Genomic DNA, 16,944 nt, shown 5'->3' with positions numbered 1-16,944 from the left:
CCGTGGCCTTGGCCTGGAGCAACGCCGATAAAGTTTGATATCAAACTATTTAATTAAAAAAAACGCCCGCAGCCCGCTGCGGGAGCCCTCACTCGCCTTTCAGGGAAAATTCCCGTGAATCCGTTCCAGGAGCTGCACCGTCTGCTCTTTTTCACCTTGGGAAAAGCCCTTGAAGGTGGTGGCAAGCAGCTTGGCCGAGACATACTCGAAATCGGGCTTGAGCTCCTCCCCCTCGCGGGTGAGGCCAATGAGCGTGACCCGGCTGTCGGCAAGGTCCTTGCGCTTCTCCACGTACCCGAGCTTGATGAGCTTATTGATCAGGGCCGTGATGGTCGACTTGTCCCGGCCGATCCTTTCGGCCAGCTCTTTCATGGACAGCGGAGAGTTCTGGAACAGGTTGACAAGGATATCCCCGTGGGACGGGGCAAGCCCCTCGATGCCCAGCTCTTTCAGCTTCGTCAGGATAAATGCGTTGGACTTCTCCCTGGTTTTTGCGATCAGGGCGATGATGTGGTCTGTTTTCACTGTCGGCTCCTTGGCGTCACGTTCATTGGCGGGTAATATAGTTTGATATCAAACCTACGTCAACCCCTTTTCCCTCCCTTGCATTTGTGTCGGCATCCTCCCGGGCTCAGCCCCTTGTTTTATAGGGACCGCGCTCTGAAGGAAACGACATGCCGAGCTTGACCATCCGACTCCGCAGGGTGCTCGGGTTCATGCCCAAAAGCTCGGCGGCCCCGCCGTCTCCGGCAATTCTGCCGCGGGTCTTTTCAAGGACAAGGCGGATATGGGCCGTGACCGCCGCATCCATGGAGAACCCCCTGGGCTCCGATGGCACCGAACCGAAAGAGGCCGCGAGTTCATGCAGACCGGAGCCAGCACCGGGAATCGCAGGGAGCCTCCCTGGGAGAGAATCAGGGCCCGCTCCACCAGGTTCTGCAGCTCGCGCACATTACCGGGCCAATCATAGGCCATGAGGGCATCCAGTTCTCCTTTGGCCATGACAGAGGACGTACCGAGGTTCATCTCCCGGACCTTGGCACGGATAAAGTGATCAAGGAGCAGGGGAATATCTTCCTTGCGCTCACGCAGCGGGGGAATCCGGACAGGAAAAATATTGAGTCGGTACCAGAGGTCCTTGCGAAACCTGCCGTTGGCAACCATCTGGGGCAGGTTGCGATGGGTGGCGGCGATGATCCGTACATCGGCCCGAAGGGTCTCCCCTCCCCCCACCCGTTCAAACTCCCCGCTCTGGATCACCCGAAGGAGTTTCACCTCGCAGGCGGGAAAGACTCCCCGATCTCATCCAGGAACAGGGTGCCGCCGTTTGCCCGCTCAAACCGCCCGGGTTTCATTTCGATGGCACCGGTAAAGGCCCCTTTTTCATGCCCAAAGAGCTCCGAGTCCACCAGGGAGTCCGGAATGGCACCGCAGTTGAGGCGAATCAGGGGGGCTCCCGAACGGCTGGAGAGCTTGTGCACCTCCCCGGCCACCACCTCCTTGCCCGTGCCCGTCTCACCCAGAAGCAGCACCGGCGTGTCTGTGGGGGCAACCTGGGAGACCAGGGAACGCACCTCCCGAAGGCCGGTATCTCCCCCCACCATCACCCCGTCCATCCGGCTCTCCTGCTGGAGGGCCTTGTGGTCCTGCACCAGGTCCATATACCGCAAAGCGTTAGACAACGCGATGGCAAAGGGCTCCTTCACTTCGGTGACGATGGCCCCGTGGCCGGTGTGATAGCAGTCCAGCCCCTCCACGGCAAAGGTAAGGTTGCCGATGAGGGTCTGCCCCACGGTGAGCCCGCAGGTCATGGAGGAGAAGCTGCCGCCGTTTTTTTCCAGAAGGAAGCCGGGGATCACTGTCCTGACCAGGCTGTAGATCTCACGGTTGATGGGGTGGGTGTGGTCCCTGATCCAGGGGGTGGTGGCTGACCGGGACTCCCGCTGCCAGTGGGTGATGCTCTCCCAGGCGGTATCGGAAATGGGAAAGGACTCGTTCACCAGGTGCCCGCCGCCGTCGTAGGCCAGGGCGATGAGACGGGCGCGTTTCCGCTCGGTCTCGTAGCGGGTGATGATAACCCCGTCCAGGGGGAGTTCATCCTTGAGGTACTGATACACATCAAACAGGGCCTTGTCGATATCCAGGCTGCCGCAGATGCAGCGCACAACTTCTCGAAATCGTTCCTCTCTCATCAATGCGATATATCATTTTTAAAACGAAATATCGCATCAAATGACATGACATTTCATTTTCACAAAATCAGGTCATCCCCAACATGCCGAAGTTACCGCACTTCTCCTTCCGGCACGAATATTGATATCCCTTTCGGCCAATGTTTGCAATCCAAATACCCGAAAAGGAGAATAGCCATGAGTTGGAAACAAACCTACGCAGAGCGCCTCACCACACCGGAAGCCATTGCCGCCTCCCTGCCCGAAAACGCCACGGTCTTTGCTTCCCCGGCGGCCAGTTTCCCCCTGGAGCTGATCAACGCCATCACCGGGTCACCCGACATCGGCACCCTGAACATGTACTCCGCCCTCATCATGACCCTTCCGGATTTTCTCTCGCCGGAGCAGCAGAAGAAGGTCAACTACTTCAGCTGTTTCATGGGGCCCATCGAACGCATGCTCCTTGCCCAGGGCGATTGCGTCTCTCCCATCAGCATCCACTTCAGCCGCATGTACGAGCTGAGCCTGCAGGGGGGCTTTGATGCCTCCATCCTGGAGGTCTCTCCTCCCGATGAAAACGGCTACATGAGCCTGGGACCCAGCGGCACCCTGGTGGGCCACGCAGCCCTTACCGCCTCGAAAAAGATCTACTGCCAGGTCAACGACCAGACCCCTTACGTGTTTGGTGACAAGGCCCATGTCCACGTGTCCGAGGTTACGGCCCTGTGCGAAGTGAGCCGCCCCTGCGACGAGCTCCCCGCCACCTCCCCCGATGCCATTGAAGAGACCATCGCGGATCTCATCACCGAACGGATCCCGGACGGGGCCACCCTCCAGCTCGGCATCGGCAAACTCGCCGACGCCATCGGGGACCGCCTGTCAGAGAAAAAAGACCTGGGCATCCACACCGAGCTGCTCACCCCCTCCATGGTAAGGCTCCACGAGATGGGCGTCATCACCGGTGCGAAAAAGGAACTCCACACGGGAAAGATCATCTCCGCCTTTGGCATGGGCGCCGCCAAGGATTACGCTTTCATGCACCGAAACCCCTGCTTTGAGCAGTACCCGGCCTCTTACGTCAACGATCCCAACATCATCGGAGCCCACAGCAACTTCGTATCCATCAACAACGCCCTGGCCGTGGACCTCACCGGACAAGTCTCCAGCGAGTCCATCGGGTTCGCCCAGCACAGCGCCACGGGTGGCCAGCTCGACTTTGTCCGCGGTGCCCGCCTCTCCAAAGGCGGTCAGAGCTTCATCGCCCTGAAGTCCACCTCCGGCTCCGGAAAAAAGCGTTTTTCCCGCATCCAGATGAGCTTTGCACCGGGCACCGCCGTCACCACCCCCCGAAGCGATGTCCAGTGCATCGTCACGGAGCACGGCATCGCCGAACTGGCCCACAAGAGCATCCCGCAACGAGTTGCCGCCCTCATCGCCATCGCCCACCCCGACTTCCGCGAGGCCCTCGCCCGAAGCGCGGTCAAAGCAGGCCTGATCTCGGCCAGCGCCCTGAAGGACGCTGAGCTCGCGGCGTAACGCAAAAAGCCTCCGGCAGGTCGTTCTGTCAGAAAAATCGCCGCAAAAAACGTTCCGGAACCTATTGGAACGCTTGAACCCCGGCAGGGCCACCGGAGGCAAGCGCAACCTGAGTCGTTACCGTATTTTTTTAGTGAGTCAACATCAGGAGAGAGTGATGAAACGACGTTTGTATGCCGCCCTTGCCATGCTGGCGGTCTGTGTCCGGGCCTCCGTGGCCCCGGCGAGCCTCATCGAAAACAACACCGACTTAAGTGCGGAGTGGACCCGCATGCCGGCCCGTGTGGCCGCCACCGACTCCGTGGACGCGGCCCTCTACAACCCGGCCGGTGCCGTCCGCCTCGGCGAGGGAACTTATATCTGGGTATCCAACCAGATCATGCCCAAATCCTTCACCCACAGCAAAGGGGGTGTGGAGCACGAGACAACCACCACCACATGGGCTGTCCCGGGCCTGTTCGTCATGAAAAACGGAAAACGGTGGAGCCTGTTTTCCGGAGCCACGGTCATCGGCGGCGGAGGCACCCTCAACTATGATAACGGAATCATTCTGAACAAGGCTTCGGGCTTGACCGCCACGCAACTTGCCGGGCTCGTGGCCACAAGGGGAAAAGCCCCCGGCCCCATCCTCCCGGAAGAGGTCACTTCGGCCTGGCTGGGGGGATACGTAGGCGGGGCCTTTGCGGTCAATGCCAAGCTCTCTCTTTCCCTGGTGGGACGGGTTGTCAGCGGCAGCAGGGAGTACAAGATCGACGGGGGGAACATGCTGGACTACGATACCTCGGGCACCGGGTTTGCCCCCATCGTCGGTTTGGACTCCCCCGGCCCGTCCTGGAACATCGGGTTCCGCCATGAATTCAGGACAAAAGTAAAGTGGGATGTGGACACCATGAAAGGTTCTCTTGCCCCGGCGTTTGCCAGGCAACTCGGCAGCGAGGGGGACACATACCGAAAGGATTTTCCGGCCATGACGGCCCTCGGGGTGGCCTGGAAGGCATCTGAGGCCCTCACACTGGCAAGCGATTTCAACTACATCTGGCACGAGGAGGTGAACTGGGAGGGTGATGAGGATGCCCTCGACAACACCTTCGAGGCGTCCCTTGCCGCCGAATACGCCCTCAGCGAGACCGTCAAAATCAGTTGCGGCTACAGCTTTGCCGAGTCCGGCATCGGCAAGGAGGACTACTCCCCCACCCTTTCAAAAAACACCTTCCACGGCATATCGGCAGGATTCATGGCAGCGCCCTCGCCGGGGCTCAGGTTCAACGTCGGGGTCACGAAATTCTTCTACATGGATGAAACCGACAGCCACGACGTCACCTATGAAAAGGATCTCTGGATTATCGGTACAGGGATGCAATACACATTCAAATAACCCCTGAAAATCATCCAGCACTCACATCAATCATAGACAGAGCAAAGCGTTTTGGCCAGCTCCCGGATCCGTGCCCTTGCCCTGGGAGGTTCCGATACCTCCACAAGGGGACCGAACCCCAGGATCAAGCTGTACACCCACTCGTCTTCCGGGAAAGGGAAAAAACCCATGGTGGGAGCCGTCCGGCATGGGGTGAAGATGTTCAGAACTGGCGTAATCGGTGATGCGCCCCCTGGCCGACGGGGCGAAGCGAAGAACAAAAAGGGTCCGGGGCCGTGTGTCGACCTCGGGCTGCCCCTTCTCCCTGTAAATAACGGGGTGGATATCCGGTGAAAAACAGTCTCCACTCGTTCCGCACATACCATGCGGGTCAGTTTGAAGATCCGGGAGGGCCTTTCGAAGGCGGCAGAACCCGTAGAGATACCAGGCAGCCCCCTTGATGATAACGGACAGGGGCTCAATCTCCCGCTCGGTGATTTCGCCTGTTGCAGAAGCGAGAACGCACCTGAAGCACCCGCCTTGCTTCCACGGCTTTGTGGACCGTCCTGAAAAGTTCGCGGGTCCCCCTCATCGATGCCCCAGGGTGTGACATCCATGATCAGGGTCTCGTGGGGAAACCGGGCCCCGGCTCCGGAGGCAAGACTCAAAGCTTTCTCGTCCCCCGGAACCCCGAATCCCCGAACAGCTCGTGAAGCCGCCCCACCAGGGATGTGATGGTTTTCAGCTCATCCGGGGCAAAAAACTGCCGGTCCACGGTGTACCCATCCATGATGCAGAGCCCGCCTTCCCACGGTCCGCATAGATGGGCACCCCGGCCCAGCGAATCCATGTCCCGCTGAATGGTCCGCAAAGACACCTCAAAATGATCCGCCAACTCACGGGCCGTGGCTTTTTTCCGATTGATCAGGTAAAGGGTGATGGAAAGGAGCCGATCTGTCTTCATCCAGCTGAACGTCCTCCTGATCGTGGTCTTCGCGGTTTCGTCAAACGAACGAATGACGGTGGGAAACTGACGCTGAAGTGTTTCTTACTTCCACCGACTCAAGGTCGGTAACGTCGTCTTCATAAGAGTCCTTGCCTCCTCCTCGGGCATGCCCGAGGCCACCATATGGGGAACACAGGCCTCAACCATCTCCTCCATGGTGACATCCTGGACGAACGCACCTTTCTGGTAGCAGTAGGTGCAGACCTCACCGGTAAGCGAACCGTCGATTTCGGTTCCCATGAGGTCTTTTTCCGATACGGGCATGCCGCAGCTCTGGCAAAAAGTAGGTGCTGTCATTCTTCCATCCTCCAAATCAATTGATGTGACTACCATGTATGATGAAACATCTTTTCATCGCCTGGATGGAGTATACGGCAGGTATTATGACACCATTGTGTCGTAATTCAATGGGCCTCAAAAAAAACGTTGAAGCCCTGCCCGTCCGAGTCAGCATATCGGGCCTGCAACAACATGGCGACAACGTCGGAAACCCATTCGGCTTGTTTTTTGACCAATAAAAAAACCTCCGAAGCCCAAGGCCCCGGAGGTTTTTTCATGCCTGCCGAATTGAATCGACTTAGCCGAGAACCTTGATCAGCTCCACGGTGAAGCACAAGGTGGCGTTGGGACCGATGGCGTCCCCTGCGCCCTGGGCGCCGTAGCCGATGGAGGCGGGGATCACCAGCTCGTACTTGGCCCCTTCCTTCATAAGCTGAAGGGCTTCGGCCGACCCGATCATCCTGTTCACGGGGAAGGTGGCGGGCTGCTCACGCTTGTAGGAGCTGTCGAAGATGGAACCGTCAAGGAGACGCCCTTCGTAATGAACCGTGACCTGGTCCTTGGCGCTGGGGGTCTTGCCGGTGCCCTCTTCCACCACGGTGTACTGAAGACCGGAGTCGGTGACCACCACGCCCTCTTTCTTGGCGTTTTCGCCGAGGAAGGCCCGGCCCTCGGCGCGGTTCTTCTCGCCGACTTCGTCCTTGGCCTTCTGCATCTCTTCCTGCATGTGCTGCTGGAAGGCCATCATCACCTGCTGCATCTCACCTGCGGGCATGGTGGGCTGCTCGCCTTTCATGGCTGCTCTGAAGGAATCGCAGAAAATATCCGCGTCGATGTCGAAGCCCTTGCGCCGGAAGTCACCGCCGATGCTCTGGGCAAGGATATAGCTCACTTTCTTGAAATCTACGACCATGGGTCTACCACCTTCTGTCTTGTCTTTGGGTTGAGGCCGATGTCTCCGGCCGACATATCGGACCACACACAACCGCATCCCAAGAAAAGCCCCCGTCACCCTCGTGAAAGGCCGCCCGTCCAGGGAAAACACGCTGCATGTCGACGACATAAAAAAAGGGCTGGGATCGAACTCGTCAATCCCAGCCGTGCCGGACAATATCACAGATTTTTTCTTATTGCACGTTGCCCGGAAGAACTCCAGCGACCACGGCCCGAAATGCTAAAATCCCAGGTCCGCGTTGATAAGGATCACCTTCACCCGGCCCTTGGGAAAGGACTTTTCAGTGATGGTCCAGGTGTTGCAGATACGTGCAGGACTCTTGCAGTCCTGGCACACGCCGGTTTTGGCGCAGGGGGTTTTCATGTCCAGGCGCATGGCGTTCACCGGGGCCGCGTAGTTTTTGACGCGGTCCATGGCGGATTCAAGGTCGGGAACGATCTTGTTGCGCCCCACAAGGATCACCACCTCCCTGGGCCCGAAGGTAAGGGCAGCGATGCGGTTGCCGACCATGTCCAGGTTCACGAGGTAGCCGTCTTCGGCCACGGCGTTGGTGCCCGTCACATATATATCGGAGAGAAGGGACTGCCTGCGGCGCTCCCCCACCTCCTCCGGTGTAAAGCCTTTCTTGTCGTAGGTGTCGAGGACATCCAGATCGTCCCGGTTTTTCAGCATCTCATACACCCCGGTGGACACGTGGGTGAGGGAACCGCCCCAGGAGATGCTCTTGGCGTCGGACTTGGCCAGGATCTCTTCTTCCACGATGGTTTTGGCGTCTTCAGGTGCATCGGCGATAAAGACCGTGAAGTTGTTGGCCTCCAGGCGCTCCTTCACGGATTCCAGGCGCAGTCGCCAGTAGGCGTCGATGGGATCTTTCATTTGGGTGTCTCCTTTGCTGTTGTCGGTATCTCGGCGGGTCGTTGCCCGGGGATATCCCATTAGCTATCAGGGAGAAGCGCCCCCTGCAAGAAGAAGACGCCTCCCCGGCCCTTAAGATGTGCTTTGTTTATCGATCATTGATTGTCTCAGAGACCATTTTTACCACAACCTAAAAAGTGCTTGACCTCGTTTCGAGCCGTTGGGTAAGTATAGTTTCTTATGCTTTCGCCGCGGTTCACGGCTGTTTTGAGGGCCCCGGAGCATATCCGTAAGTAATGGCAGTACCCTGGGAGCGGCGGTGGCCGGCACCCGCAGAAGGTGAGGAGTGTGTTATGTGCAAGGACATCAGGTTTCATTCGTTGGAGGTGGCGGTATGACCCGTGAAGCAAGCCGCCCGTTACGCATCTGTATGATCAGTTACCGCAGCAATCCCCATTGCGGCGGCCAGGGTGTCTATGTGAGGAACCTCGCACGGGCCCTCACCGAACTGGGTCACCACGTGGAGGTGGTGGCCGGGCCCCCGGATCCCCTCCTGGATTCCAAGGCCAAGCTCACCATGCTGGACTGCCTGGACCTGTACAACGCGGAAAACCCCTTTCGAACCCCCACGGTGGGAGAGCTGAAGAATCCCATCAACCTCATGGAATGGCTGAGCATCTCAACCATGGGGTACCCGGAGCCCGAAACCTTCGGGTACAGGGCGTACAACCACCTGAAGCACAGGGTCCATGAATTCGACATCATCCACGACAACCAGAGCCTCTCCTACGGCATCCTGGCCCTGAGCCGCCTGGTTCCCACCGTGGCCACCATCCACCACCCCATCACCCGGGACCGCCAGATCGCGGTACGCAGTGTACGAAGTTTCTGGAAAAAGGTGAAGCACCTGAGGTGGTACTCCTTCATCGGCATGCAGAAGCGGGTGGTCAGGCGCCTTCCCAAGTTCATCACCGTCTCGGAGTTTTCCAAGGCAGACATCCACGCCGAGTTCGACGTCCCGGCAGAGCGATTCCACGTGGTGCCCAACGGCATCAACACCGAACTCTGACCCGCTGCCCCACATCCAACGCGAGCCCAACCGGCTCATCGTGACCAACAGTGCGGACCAGCCGTTAAAAGGGCTCTACTACCTCCTCCAGGCCGTGCACGCCATCAGCAAACACCGGGACATCAGGCTCACCGTCATCGGCACCCCCAAAGAGGGAGGCGGCATTGAAAAGCTGGTGAAAAAGCTGGACATGGGCCACCTCATCGACTTTACAGGTAGGGTCTCCAACGAGGAGTTCCGGGAGCATTACGCCAAGGCGTCCATCGCCGTGGTCCCTTCCGTGTACGAAGGGTTCGGCCTGCCCGTGGGCGAGGCCATGGCCAGCGGGATCCCGGTGATCAGCACCACCGGCGGTGCCCTGCCCGAGGTGGCAGGGGACGCGGCCATGCTGGTGCCGCCTGAAAACCCCGAGGCCCTTGCAGAGGCCATCTGCCATCTGCTGGACAACCCCGACAAGGCAAAGGAGCTGGGCGAGGCGGGTTACAAGCGCGTTCAGGAACAGTTTACATGGAAAAACGCCGCCGAGCAGACCGTGGCAGCGTACAGGGAGGCCATCCGTGATCACCGTAAAATTTAACATACTGGACGTCAAACCCGGCTACCGAATCCTGGACATCGGCTGCGGCCCGGGCCGCCACATCAGCGCCGCCTACGAATACGAGAAGGTCACCGCCATCGGCGCCGACCTCTCCCACGAAGACCTGCAGCAGGGCGTCAAGCGGCTCCAGTTCCACGACCACCTGGGCGCTCACAAAGGGGGCTCCTGGGCCTTTACCATGGCCGACATCACCAACCTTCCCTTTGCCGACGACAGCTTCGACATCGTCCTCTGCTCGGAGGTGATGGAGCACATCCCCAACGACGATGCCGCAGCCAAAGAAATCTTAAGGGTCCTGAAACCCGGCCACAACCTGGTGGTGACCGTCCCCCGCTTCTGGCCCGAAAAGATCTGTTGGCTCCTCTCCGACGAGTACTTCAATGCCAACATGGGCCATGTGCGCATCTACAAAAAAAAGCCCCTGGTGAGCCTCATCGAAAAACAGGGGGCCTCCTACTGGAACGCCCACCACGCCCACAGCATCCACGCCCCCTACTGGTGGCTGAAATGCCTCGTGGGCCCCACCCGCACCATGGCTGTGAACCTTTACAAACGGTTCCTGGAGTGGGACATCCTCTCCCAGCCCAAGATCACCAAATTCATGGACAGGCTCCTCAACCCGGTCATGGGCAAGAGCCTGGTGCTCTACTTTACCAAGGACAAATAACGGCGCCACCGGACATTCAACACAATGCGCGATTCCGTAATCACGCCCTTTTTTTGTAACCACTCAGCTTCACCTCCGGCAGGGCCGCCGGAGGCTTTTTTGAGCTTTTAACCCAGCTCCAGGGAGGTCAGGCCGTAGATGCCTGAAAGGGGCAGCGAGGGAGGGTCGCCGGAGTACATGCGCACGGTTTTTTTAACGGGTTCCATGCCAAAGGATTCGGCCAGCTCCATGGCGTTGGGGTTGGCGTCGGGGATATCCATGTAGACCGGGCCTTCGCCGCCGTAGGCTTTCAGGGCGATGTAGAGTCTGTGGGCATGGGAGGGGTTCAGGGCAAACAGGGGCCCGATGCGGAAGCCGTCCCAGGCCTGGCGCAGCACGCCGTATCCGGCAAGGTGGCCGTCCTGGAGGATCCCTAAAGCAATAACGCCGGGGCGCGTGATCCAGGAAGCGAGGAAGGCCTCCCGGCTGGAGAAGAAAAAGGTGGTGTCAAAGGCCACGACCCGGTCAAAGGGGATATCGGTGAGGGGAAGCAGGTAAGGATCGGCCTGGAGCACGCCCCCTGCGCCCCCGCGATAGCGGATCACGTGGTGGGCGGTTTGAAAGCCCATCTTCTGATATTTGGCTTCGCAGGAAGCGGCGGTGTTGAGCCCCACGGTGCAGCCCTCCAGGGAGTCCATTCCCTGGCGCCACACCACGCGCCCCACGCCCATGCCCCGGCAGTCCGGCCTCACAAGGTAAAAGCCAAGGAACCCGAGACGGGCCGCGTACCGAACAGATGAGAGAAGCGCCACGGGCTCGCCGTCCACCTCGGCGATCCAGAAGCCTTCGGGGTCGCAGGCGTAAAAACAGGCCCCGTCGTGAATTCCGGGGTTCCACCCTTCCTGGCCCGCCCATGCAATGGCAATGGCCAAATCTTCCTGATCCATCCGGCGTATGGTCGCCTGTTCCTGACTCATCATGCTCCCTCCGATCTCATCGACAGACCCGATGCCCTGGGTCTGCTCCATGCACGAAGCGACGTGAAACCAGCCACGCTTCCATTGCCTTTCAGTCTATCCCATTTCCCCTCACATGATCAATCGCATTATACACAACACTGGCACAGCGGGACTCCCGGAGGAACTCCAGTGAGCCGATAAAAATCAGGGTGTATCCGAGGAGTTCGGTGCCCTCCTCCACCGCGGTTTTCACCACCGGCATGTACCCGTCCCCCATGATGCCCCGCCAGAGCACCTGGCGCCCGAAGAGCCGGGAGAAGACAAACACGGTAACAAACCCGCCCACCATGAGCCCGAAGCTGGGCTTGCCCACAAACCCATGGAGGGAGTCCAGGAGCGCTTCCCGGTCTCGATACACGGAAGCAGCCGTGAGCAGCGCGGTAAGGCACACAAGGACCTGCCAACCGCCGTCAAAGAGATACCGGTCCAGGCAGAAATCAAACTCGCGTATCCCGGCCATGGCGGCCGCCCCCACCAGCATGGTGGCCACCGGGTTCGGCGAAGGATCCCGGTAGCCTGCGGTCCAGGCACACACCATGGTAAAAAAAAGGGCCGCCACCTGCAGGGCCTCCAGCAGCGAGTCCTCTCCAAAGAGATAGGCGGAAGGCGTGTTCAGGGCTTCCCAGGTGATGCACAGGGCCATGGCCCCGGCAAGGAACGCGTAAAAAAAATAGCGGGCAAAGGTGCCGCTCAACGAAGTCAACGAACAAGGGGATTCCATACTCTGACGCTCACGATTCATAGGTACAACAATTTGACTCGCCTTGGGCGGGTCGCGTTTTTCAATAACTCCATGGAAATCAGGACGCGAAAAGCAGGGAGGAGCCCAACCGCGCTCCTCCCTGCACGCCAAGGAGACTTACTTTCCGAAAGGGTGTTCAGGCCTTTCGAAACCGGATGACGGAGCCGTAAAGGCCCCGTCGTATCGTTACGATGCCCCAAAAGGGGTCTTGCCACGGCACAGGCCGTTTCGATTCGGTGGTTACTTCCCGACCCCGGCAGAGAGGTATCCATCCCCGTTCATATCGGAACTGTTTTCCCTGCCGCCCGGCCAAACGCCGCAGGGGACTTCCGTGGCGTAATCCAACACGGCCAGGGCATCCATGTAGGCATAGAGGGCCTGATAGTAATTGGAATCGGCTGATGTAAGGTAGGTCCGGGCGTCGATGACGTCGGTGGAGGTGGCCACCTGCTGGTCGTACTGCACCCGGGTAATCCGCCAGTTCTCCCGAGCCTGGGCCCGGGACTTCTCGGCGGTGGTGATGTTCTTCAGGGCCACGGTCCGATCCAGAAGCGCGTTTTGCACATCCTGTTTCACCGAGGCCTCGGCATCTGCCAGAGAGGCCTGCACAGACCGCCTGCGCTGGGCCTGCTCTGCTGCGTTGGCACCGGTCTTACCCCAGTTCCAGAGGGTCCAGGATGCCTGCAGGGTGATGCTGGCCGAGTCCGAATGGGTAAAGGCGTTGTCATCGGGAATGGGGCCGTCCCCGGCCTTTGCGTAGCGCCCCACCAGGTCGACCCTGGGATAATAGGGCATCTTGGCCGCCGTCTCCCCGATGTTGCCCTCCCGGATCCCCAGGCGCAGAAGGGCCACCAGCGGTCGCCGCGTCACGGCCAGGGCTTCGAGTTCCTCGCTGCTCTGGGCCCAGATGGGGGGCGCATGCCTGTCGGCAATGGCAAGGGGCTCAAAGGGGTCGCGATGCAACAACCGATTAACCGAAATGCGGGCTTTGTCCGTCTCCGACTCGGCCAGGTTGCGGTTCTGAACCGCCTCTGCAAGGGCCACCTCCGCTTTCAAGAGATCGTTCAGGGGGATCAAACCCTGCTCGTGGTCCCCCACAGCCACGCGCATGGGGGTGGGAGTCGCCTCGTCCTCGGCCACGGTCTGGAGCCGCTTGGCAAGGAGCAGGCGATGGCAGGCCTGCCGCACGCTGAGGGCCAGCTGCTGGAGGGTCTCCCGGCGGTTCAGCTCTTCGGTGTCCACCCCGAGCCGGGCCAGGTCATGGGCCGTCTTCAGGGCGTAGCCCGAAAACAGGGGCTGCACGAGCTGTACATCCCACCCGGCCTCCTCCTTGTAGCCTGCGGGAAAGGTTCCCCACGCGCTCTTCTGGATCGGCTCCCGGTTATGGTTTGTCCAGTAGTACCCGGCCGACAGGGTGGGCAGCCGATCGGCCCGGGCGCTGGTGAGGACCTCCCTGGAGGCCGCCACCTCGGCGTCGGCACCGGTCACGGCCGGGTTGCTTCGCAGGGCTTCGGCCACGGCCTCCTCGATGCTCATCTGTTCCGCGGCTCCGGCAGGCCCGGCCGCACACAGCGCGACACAGGCCGCCCCTAAAAAGAATCCCACAATCCGTTTTGCCATCATGCTGCCACCTCCCCTGCGGTCCTGTCCGTCCGGATCCTGAAAAAAAGTGTGTAGAGCACCGGAATCACCACCAGGGTAAGCACCGTTGCAAAGGCCAGCCCCACCATGATGGTCACCGCCATGGAGACGAACATCACGTCGAAAATCAGGGGGATCATCCCGAATATCGTGGTTACGGAAGCCATCATCACCGGCCGCATGCGGTTCAGGGACGCCTCTTTCACGGCTGCCAGGGGGTCTTTTCCGCCCTTGATGTCTTCATCGATGAGGTCGATGAGCACCACGGCGTTTTTGATCATCATGCCGATGAGGCTGTACGCCCCCAGCATGGCCAGGAACCCGAAGGGCTGGCCGAAAATCAGCAGCCCCGCTGACATGCCCACCAGGGCAAGGGGCAGGATCGTGATGATCATCAGCGGCTGGCGGACCCCGTTGAAGAGCCACACCAGAATCATCACCATGGCCACGAGGCTCACCGGCAGAAAGGCACTGACCCCTTCGTTGCTGTCCTTGGAGAGCTCGTACTCCCCTTCCCACTCCAGGGTGTACCCGGCGGGCAGGGGGATGGCCTCCACCCGGGGCCGGATCTGCTGAAGCAGGGTATCGGAGGTCATGGTTCCCGCAGGATCGCACTGGGCGCGGATCACGCGGCGGCGGTTCCTACCGGATGCCGCGATCTCCAGAAAAAGTCGCTGCCCTCGGTGACCTGGGCCACGGGAACCCCTGCGTCGGAGACACCCCACACCGGCAGGGCCGCAAGGTCGGTCTGGTCCGGTGAGGAGTAGACCACCTTCACCGGGATGAGTTCGTCATGCTCCCGGTAGCTGGTCACGGTCACCCCGTCGGTTCCCCCCAGGAGATCCCGGGCCAGATCCGTTCGCTCCACCCCGGCACGGCGCCCCTTGTTCTGGACATACAGGGCCTCCCAGACCAGGGAGCGTTCCCGCCAGTCGTCTGTGATGTTGATGGCATTGGGGGTGTCGGCCATCACCTCCCGGGCCTGCTCGGCCAGGGAACGCAGCACCGCGGGGTCGGGGCCGGTGAACCGCGCCTCCACCCGGTAGTCGGCCTTGGGCCCGCTGATGTACTTGGTGATGTGGGGCTCACCCTCGGGAAGATACTCGGCAAACCACCGGGCCAGCTCCTCCATCATCCCGCTGATCTCCCGGTAATCCTCCACGTTGATGATCAGCTGGCCGTAGTTGGCCATCTTGGGCTCGGGGTTGACGGCGTTCATGAAACGGGGGGGCCCCTGGCCCACGCAGGTGGCCACGCCCGTGACGCCCTCCATCTCCATGGCAAAGGCTTCGGCGAGTTTCAGGTCCTCGGAGACCATGTCGATGCGGGAGCCTTCAGGGCGTCGGTAGTCCACCACGAACTGGGCGGTGTCGGCATCGGCGAAGAAACGCTTCTCCACGATCCCCATACCGGCCCCGGCCAGGACCAGCAACCCGACCATCAGCCCCAGGGTCACCAGGCGATGGCGAAGGGCCGTGTCCAGCAGTCGCTTGTAGATACGGTATGTGGGCCCGCTGTGGAGATCCTCACCGCCCTTGCCTTCGGGAACGGTGAGAAACCGGTAGCAGAACACCGGGGTCTGGGACATGGCCAGGAACCAACTGAACATCAGGGCAATGGCCACCACCTGAAAGAGGCTGGCACAGAACTCCCCGGTGTTGGTGGGGGCCATGTAGATGGGAAAAAAGGCCAGGCAGGCGATGATGGTGGCTCCCAAAAGGGGCACGGCGCTCTGGCGGGTGGGTTCGGCAATGGCGCTGTGCCGCGTCATCCCCTTTTGCAGATTCACCAGCCCGGCGTCGGCCACCACGATGGCGTTGTCCACGATCATCCCCATCACAAGGATAAGGGCGGCCAGGGAGATCTTCTGAAGGTCGATGCCCCAGACCAGCATCACAATAAAGGTCCCCATGATGGACAAAACCAGGTTGGCGGCAATGATGAGCCCGCTGCGCAGCCCCATGGTCACGAGAAGCACCCCGATGACAATGGCCACGGACTCGGCCAGGTTAAGCATGAACCCCTTGATCTTATCCTTGACGAAGTCGGACTGGTAGTAGACCTTGTGAAGCTCAATGCCCACGGGAAGGCCCTCCATGAGCTCCGTCAGGCGTGCGTTCACCGCCTCCCCCATGGTGACCACGTTGGCACCGTCTGCCGCTGACGCGGCAATGCCGATGGCCGGGTTGCCGTTAAACCGCATCAGGGGTTCGGCAGGGTCCAGATACTCCCGGGTGATGGTGGCCAGGTCCTTCAAGAGCACCTGCTCCTCGCCCTGCCCCTGGATCACCAGCTCCCCGATCTCATCCACCGACCCAAAGGCCCCGGATGGCTGGATACGCACCCGAAGGCTTCCCACGTCCATGGCCCCGGCCGGGGCCATGGTGTTCTGGGCCTGGAGCATGGACGCAATGCGGGACGGTGGGATCCCCAGGGAGGCGCACTTGGCCCGGGAGACATCCACGGTTACCACCTCGGGCTGGATGCCGTAAAAGGTGATCCGCTCCACATCGGGCACCAGCATAAGCTCGCGGCGGATGTAATCGGCGTACTCTTTAAGCTCAGCCAGGGAGTACCCGTCGGCGGACAAGGCCATGAACAGCCCGTACACATCCCCGTAGTCATCCATCACCTCCGAAGGCAGGGCGCCCTCGGGGAGCTGGCCCTGAACGGCCGTCACCTTGCGCCTCAACATGTCCCAGAGCTGCTGGAGGTCGTCGGAGCGGACCCACTCATTTAAATCCACGTAGACCAGGGAGAGCCCGGCACGGGATTCCGAGCGCACCTTGTCCACCTCGTCGGCGCCCTGCACCGCCTCCTCGATAAGCCGGGTCACCTGCTGCTCCACCTCATGGGGAGAGGCCCCGGGATACACGGTCATCACCATGGCCGTTTTCACCGTGAAGACCGGGTCTTCCAACTTGCCCAGGCGAAAATAGCCCCAGATGCCCCCCAGGAGCAGGAGCACCATGGCAAACATCACGGTGGTTTGATTACGTAACGAAAAATCGGGCAACGTCATCCCTTCTTTCCTTTTTTTAGATCAAAACGTGCCTCCGGCGGCCTGCCGGGA

General features: G+C 60.4%; 19 protein-coding genes and 1 pseudogene. 5 read left to right on the top strand and 15 right to left on the bottom strand.

The features are described from left to right. Nucleotides 1-99: 99 nt before the first annotated feature. The 4 genes from ACOYW1_RS06430 to ACOYW1_RS06415 form a co-directional block, all read right to left on the bottom strand. The gene (locus ACOYW1_RS06430) at nucleotides 100-525 is read right to left on the bottom strand and encodes a MarR family winged helix-turn-helix transcriptional regulator (RefSeq protein WP_482422128.1); all 426 of its coding nucleotides are present in this window, start codon (nucleotides 523-525) and stop codon (nucleotides 100-102) included. A 106-nt stretch (nucleotides 526-631) separates the two neighbouring features. Beyond that, a complete protein-coding gene (locus ACOYW1_RS06425; protein ID WP_482423675.1) occupies nucleotides 632-754 on the bottom strand; it encodes a hypothetical protein in 123 nt (40 codons plus the stop codon). Continuing rightward, complete coding sequence (locus tag ACOYW1_RS06420) at nucleotides 715-1,260, bottom strand: AAA-type ATPase lid domain-containing protein (protein ID WP_482422127.1); 546 nt, start codon at nucleotides 1,258-1,260, stop codon at nucleotides 715-717. The genes ACOYW1_RS06425 and ACOYW1_RS06420 overlap by 40 nt, the downstream gene beginning before the upstream one ends. 11 nt (nucleotides 1,261-1,271) lie before the next feature. After that, complete coding sequence (locus tag ACOYW1_RS06415; RefSeq protein ID WP_482422126.1) at nucleotides 1,272-2,192, bottom strand: sigma 54-interacting transcriptional regulator; 921 nt, start codon at nucleotides 2,190-2,192, stop codon at nucleotides 1,272-1,274. Nucleotides 2,193-2,369: 177 nt separating this feature from the next. Here ACOYW1_RS06415 and ACOYW1_RS06410 point away from each other — a divergent pair, with 177 nt between their 5' ends. Together ACOYW1_RS06410 and ACOYW1_RS06405 are read left to right on the top strand one after the other, a co-directional pair. Further along, a complete protein-coding gene (locus ACOYW1_RS06410) occupies nucleotides 2,370-3,707 on the top strand; it encodes an acetyl-CoA hydrolase/transferase family protein (RefSeq protein ID WP_482422125.1) in 1,338 nt (445 codons plus the stop codon). Between the two features lie 157 nt (nucleotides 3,708-3,864). Further along, nucleotides 3,865-5,082, top strand: a complete 1,218-nt coding sequence (locus tag ACOYW1_RS06405; protein WP_482422124.1) for an OmpP1/FadL family transporter — start codon at nucleotides 3,865-3,867, stop codon at nucleotides 5,080-5,082. A gap of 26 nt (nucleotides 5,083-5,108) precedes the next feature. On the opposite strand, the gene ACOYW1_RS06400 is transcribed toward ACOYW1_RS06405, so the two are convergent. From ACOYW1_RS06400 to ACOYW1_RS06375, 6 genes and pseudogenes are all read right to left on the bottom strand, one after another. Then, nucleotides 5,109-5,252 carry a WCX domain-containing protein gene (locus ACOYW1_RS06400; RefSeq protein WP_482422123.1) on the bottom strand — a complete coding sequence of 48 codons (144 nt, stop codon included), beginning with the start codon at nucleotides 5,250-5,252 and terminating at the stop codon, nucleotides 5,109-5,111. Nucleotides 5,253-5,481: 229 nt separating this feature from the next. Continuing rightward, a pseudogene (locus ACOYW1_RS06395) lies at nucleotides 5,482-5,565 on the bottom strand (WYL domain-containing protein); the annotation flags it as partial. Between the two features lie 160 nt (nucleotides 5,566-5,725). Further along, entirely contained in the window at nucleotides 5,726-6,025 is a 300-nt protein-coding gene (locus ACOYW1_RS06390) for a helix-turn-helix transcriptional regulator (protein ID WP_482422122.1), read from the bottom strand. An 84-nt stretch (nucleotides 6,026-6,109) separates the two neighbouring features. Further along, nucleotides 6,110-6,364: a zinc ribbon domain-containing protein gene (locus ACOYW1_RS06385; RefSeq protein WP_482422121.1), complete on the bottom strand. Its 255-nt coding sequence runs from the start codon at nucleotides 6,362-6,364 to the stop codon at nucleotides 6,110-6,112. 280 nt (nucleotides 6,365-6,644) lie between these two features. Next, nucleotides 6,645-7,259, bottom strand: coding sequence for an FKBP-type peptidyl-prolyl cis-trans isomerase N-terminal domain-containing protein (locus tag ACOYW1_RS06380; RefSeq protein ID WP_482422120.1), 615 nt, complete (start codon nucleotides 7,257-7,259; stop codon nucleotides 6,645-6,647). Nucleotides 7,260-7,520: 261 nt separating this feature from the next. Continuing rightward, nucleotides 7,521-8,177, bottom strand: a complete 657-nt coding sequence (locus ACOYW1_RS06375) for a lactate utilization protein (RefSeq protein WP_180144044.1) — start codon at nucleotides 8,175-8,177, stop codon at nucleotides 7,521-7,523. A gap of 373 nt (nucleotides 8,178-8,550) precedes the next feature. On the opposite strand from ACOYW1_RS06375, the gene ACOYW1_RS06370 reads away from it, so the two are divergent. Genes ACOYW1_RS06370 through ACOYW1_RS06360 form a run of 3 tightly spaced genes read left to right on the top strand, consistent with a single transcriptional unit; the run spans nucleotide 8,551 to nucleotide 10,490 of the window. Continuing rightward, nucleotides 8,551-9,225: a glycosyltransferase family 4 protein gene (locus ACOYW1_RS06370; RefSeq protein WP_482422119.1), complete on the top strand. Its 675-nt coding sequence runs from the start codon at nucleotides 8,551-8,553 to the stop codon at nucleotides 9,223-9,225. Between the two features lie 40 nt (nucleotides 9,226-9,265). Further along, nucleotides 9,266-9,802 carry a glycosyltransferase family 4 protein gene (locus ACOYW1_RS06365; RefSeq protein WP_482422118.1) on the top strand — a complete coding sequence of 179 codons (537 nt, stop codon included), beginning with the start codon at nucleotides 9,266-9,268 and terminating at the stop codon, nucleotides 9,800-9,802. Next, nucleotides 9,783-10,490 (top strand): class I SAM-dependent methyltransferase, encoded by a 708-nt coding sequence (locus ACOYW1_RS06360; protein ID WP_482422117.1) that lies wholly within the window; start codon nucleotides 9,783-9,785, stop codon nucleotides 10,488-10,490. Before ACOYW1_RS06365 ends, ACOYW1_RS06360 begins: the two co-directional genes overlap by 20 nt. Before the next feature lie 107 nt (nucleotides 10,491-10,597). Here ACOYW1_RS06360 and ACOYW1_RS06355 read toward each other — a convergent pair whose 3' ends face one another. The 5 genes from ACOYW1_RS06355 to ACOYW1_RS06335 form a co-directional block, all read right to left on the bottom strand. Beyond that, nucleotides 10,598-11,449, bottom strand: a complete 852-nt coding sequence (locus ACOYW1_RS06355) for a GNAT family N-acetyltransferase (protein ID WP_482422116.1) — start codon at nucleotides 11,447-11,449, stop codon at nucleotides 10,598-10,600. Between the two features lie 88 nt (nucleotides 11,450-11,537). Then, entirely contained in the window at nucleotides 11,538-12,209 is a 672-nt protein-coding gene (locus tag ACOYW1_RS06350) for a hypothetical protein (protein ID WP_482417046.1), read from the bottom strand. A gap of 261 nt (nucleotides 12,210-12,470) precedes the next feature. Beyond that, nucleotides 12,471-13,853, bottom strand: coding sequence for a TolC family protein (locus ACOYW1_RS06345; RefSeq protein ID WP_482422115.1), 1,383 nt, complete (start codon nucleotides 13,851-13,853; stop codon nucleotides 12,471-12,473). Next, nucleotides 13,850-14,500 (bottom strand): efflux RND transporter permease subunit, encoded by a 651-nt coding sequence (locus ACOYW1_RS06340; protein ID WP_482422114.1) that lies wholly within the window; start codon nucleotides 14,498-14,500, stop codon nucleotides 13,850-13,852. Before ACOYW1_RS06340 ends, ACOYW1_RS06345 begins: the two co-directional genes overlap by 4 nt. Further along, nucleotides 14,497-16,893, bottom strand: coding sequence for an efflux RND transporter permease subunit (locus ACOYW1_RS06335; protein ID WP_482422113.1), 2,397 nt, complete (start codon nucleotides 16,891-16,893; stop codon nucleotides 14,497-14,499). Before ACOYW1_RS06335 ends, ACOYW1_RS06340 begins: the two co-directional genes overlap by 4 nt. Nucleotides 16,894-16,944: the final 51 nt, after the last annotated feature.

This window comes from Desulfoluna sp. CYM3A, assembly GCF_056829965.1.
The sequence above is the reverse complement of the archived record's forward strand: the minus strand, read 5'-3'. Positions and strand labels throughout refer to the sequence as shown.

Bases quoted from the DNA above. Each gene is read 5' to 3' on its own strand.
- ACOYW1_RS06350 (WP_482417046.1), bottom strand. From the start codon at position 12,209: ATGGAATCCCCTTGTTCGTTGACTTCGTTGAGCGGCACCTTTGCCCGC.
- ACOYW1_RS06355 (WP_482422116.1), bottom strand. From the start codon at position 11,449: ATGATGAGTCAGGAACAGGCGACCATACGCCGGATGGATCAGGAAGAT.
- ACOYW1_RS06385 (WP_482422121.1), bottom strand. From the start codon at position 6,364: ATGACAGCACCTACTTTTTGCCAGAGCTGCGGCATGCCCGTATCGGAA.
- ACOYW1_RS06380 (WP_482422120.1), bottom strand. From the start codon at position 7,259: ATGGTCGTAGATTTCAAGAAAGTGAGCTATATCCTTGCCCAGAGCATC.
- ACOYW1_RS06335 (WP_482422113.1), bottom strand. From the start codon at position 16,893: ATGACGTTGCCCGATTTTTCGTTACGTAATCAAACCACCGTGATGTTT.
- ACOYW1_RS06370 (WP_482422119.1), top strand. From the start codon at position 8,551: ATGACCCGTGAAGCAAGCCGCCCGTTACGCATCTGTATGATCAGTTAC.
- ACOYW1_RS06400 (WP_482422123.1), bottom strand. From the start codon at position 5,252: ATGGGTTTTTTCCCTTTCCCGGAAGACGAGTGGGTGTACAGCTTGATC.
- ACOYW1_RS06375 (WP_180144044.1), bottom strand. From the start codon at position 8,177: ATGAAAGATCCCATCGACGCCTACTGGCGACTGCGCCTGGAATCCGTG.
- ACOYW1_RS06390 (WP_482422122.1), bottom strand. From the start codon at position 6,025: ATGAAGACAGATCGGCTCCTTTCCATCACCCTTTACCTGATCAATCGG.
- ACOYW1_RS06415 (WP_482422126.1), bottom strand. From the start codon at position 2,192: ATGAGAGAGGAACGATTTCGAGAAGTTGTGCGCTGCATCTGCGGCAGC.
- ACOYW1_RS06410 (WP_482422125.1), top strand. From the start codon at position 2,370: ATGAGTTGGAAACAAACCTACGCAGAGCGCCTCACCACACCGGAAGCC.
- ACOYW1_RS06345 (WP_482422115.1), bottom strand. From the start codon at position 13,853: ATGATGGCAAAACGGATTGTGGGATTCTTTTTAGGGGCGGCCTGTGTC.
- ACOYW1_RS06405 (WP_482422124.1), top strand. From the start codon at position 3,865: ATGAAACGACGTTTGTATGCCGCCCTTGCCATGCTGGCGGTCTGTGTC.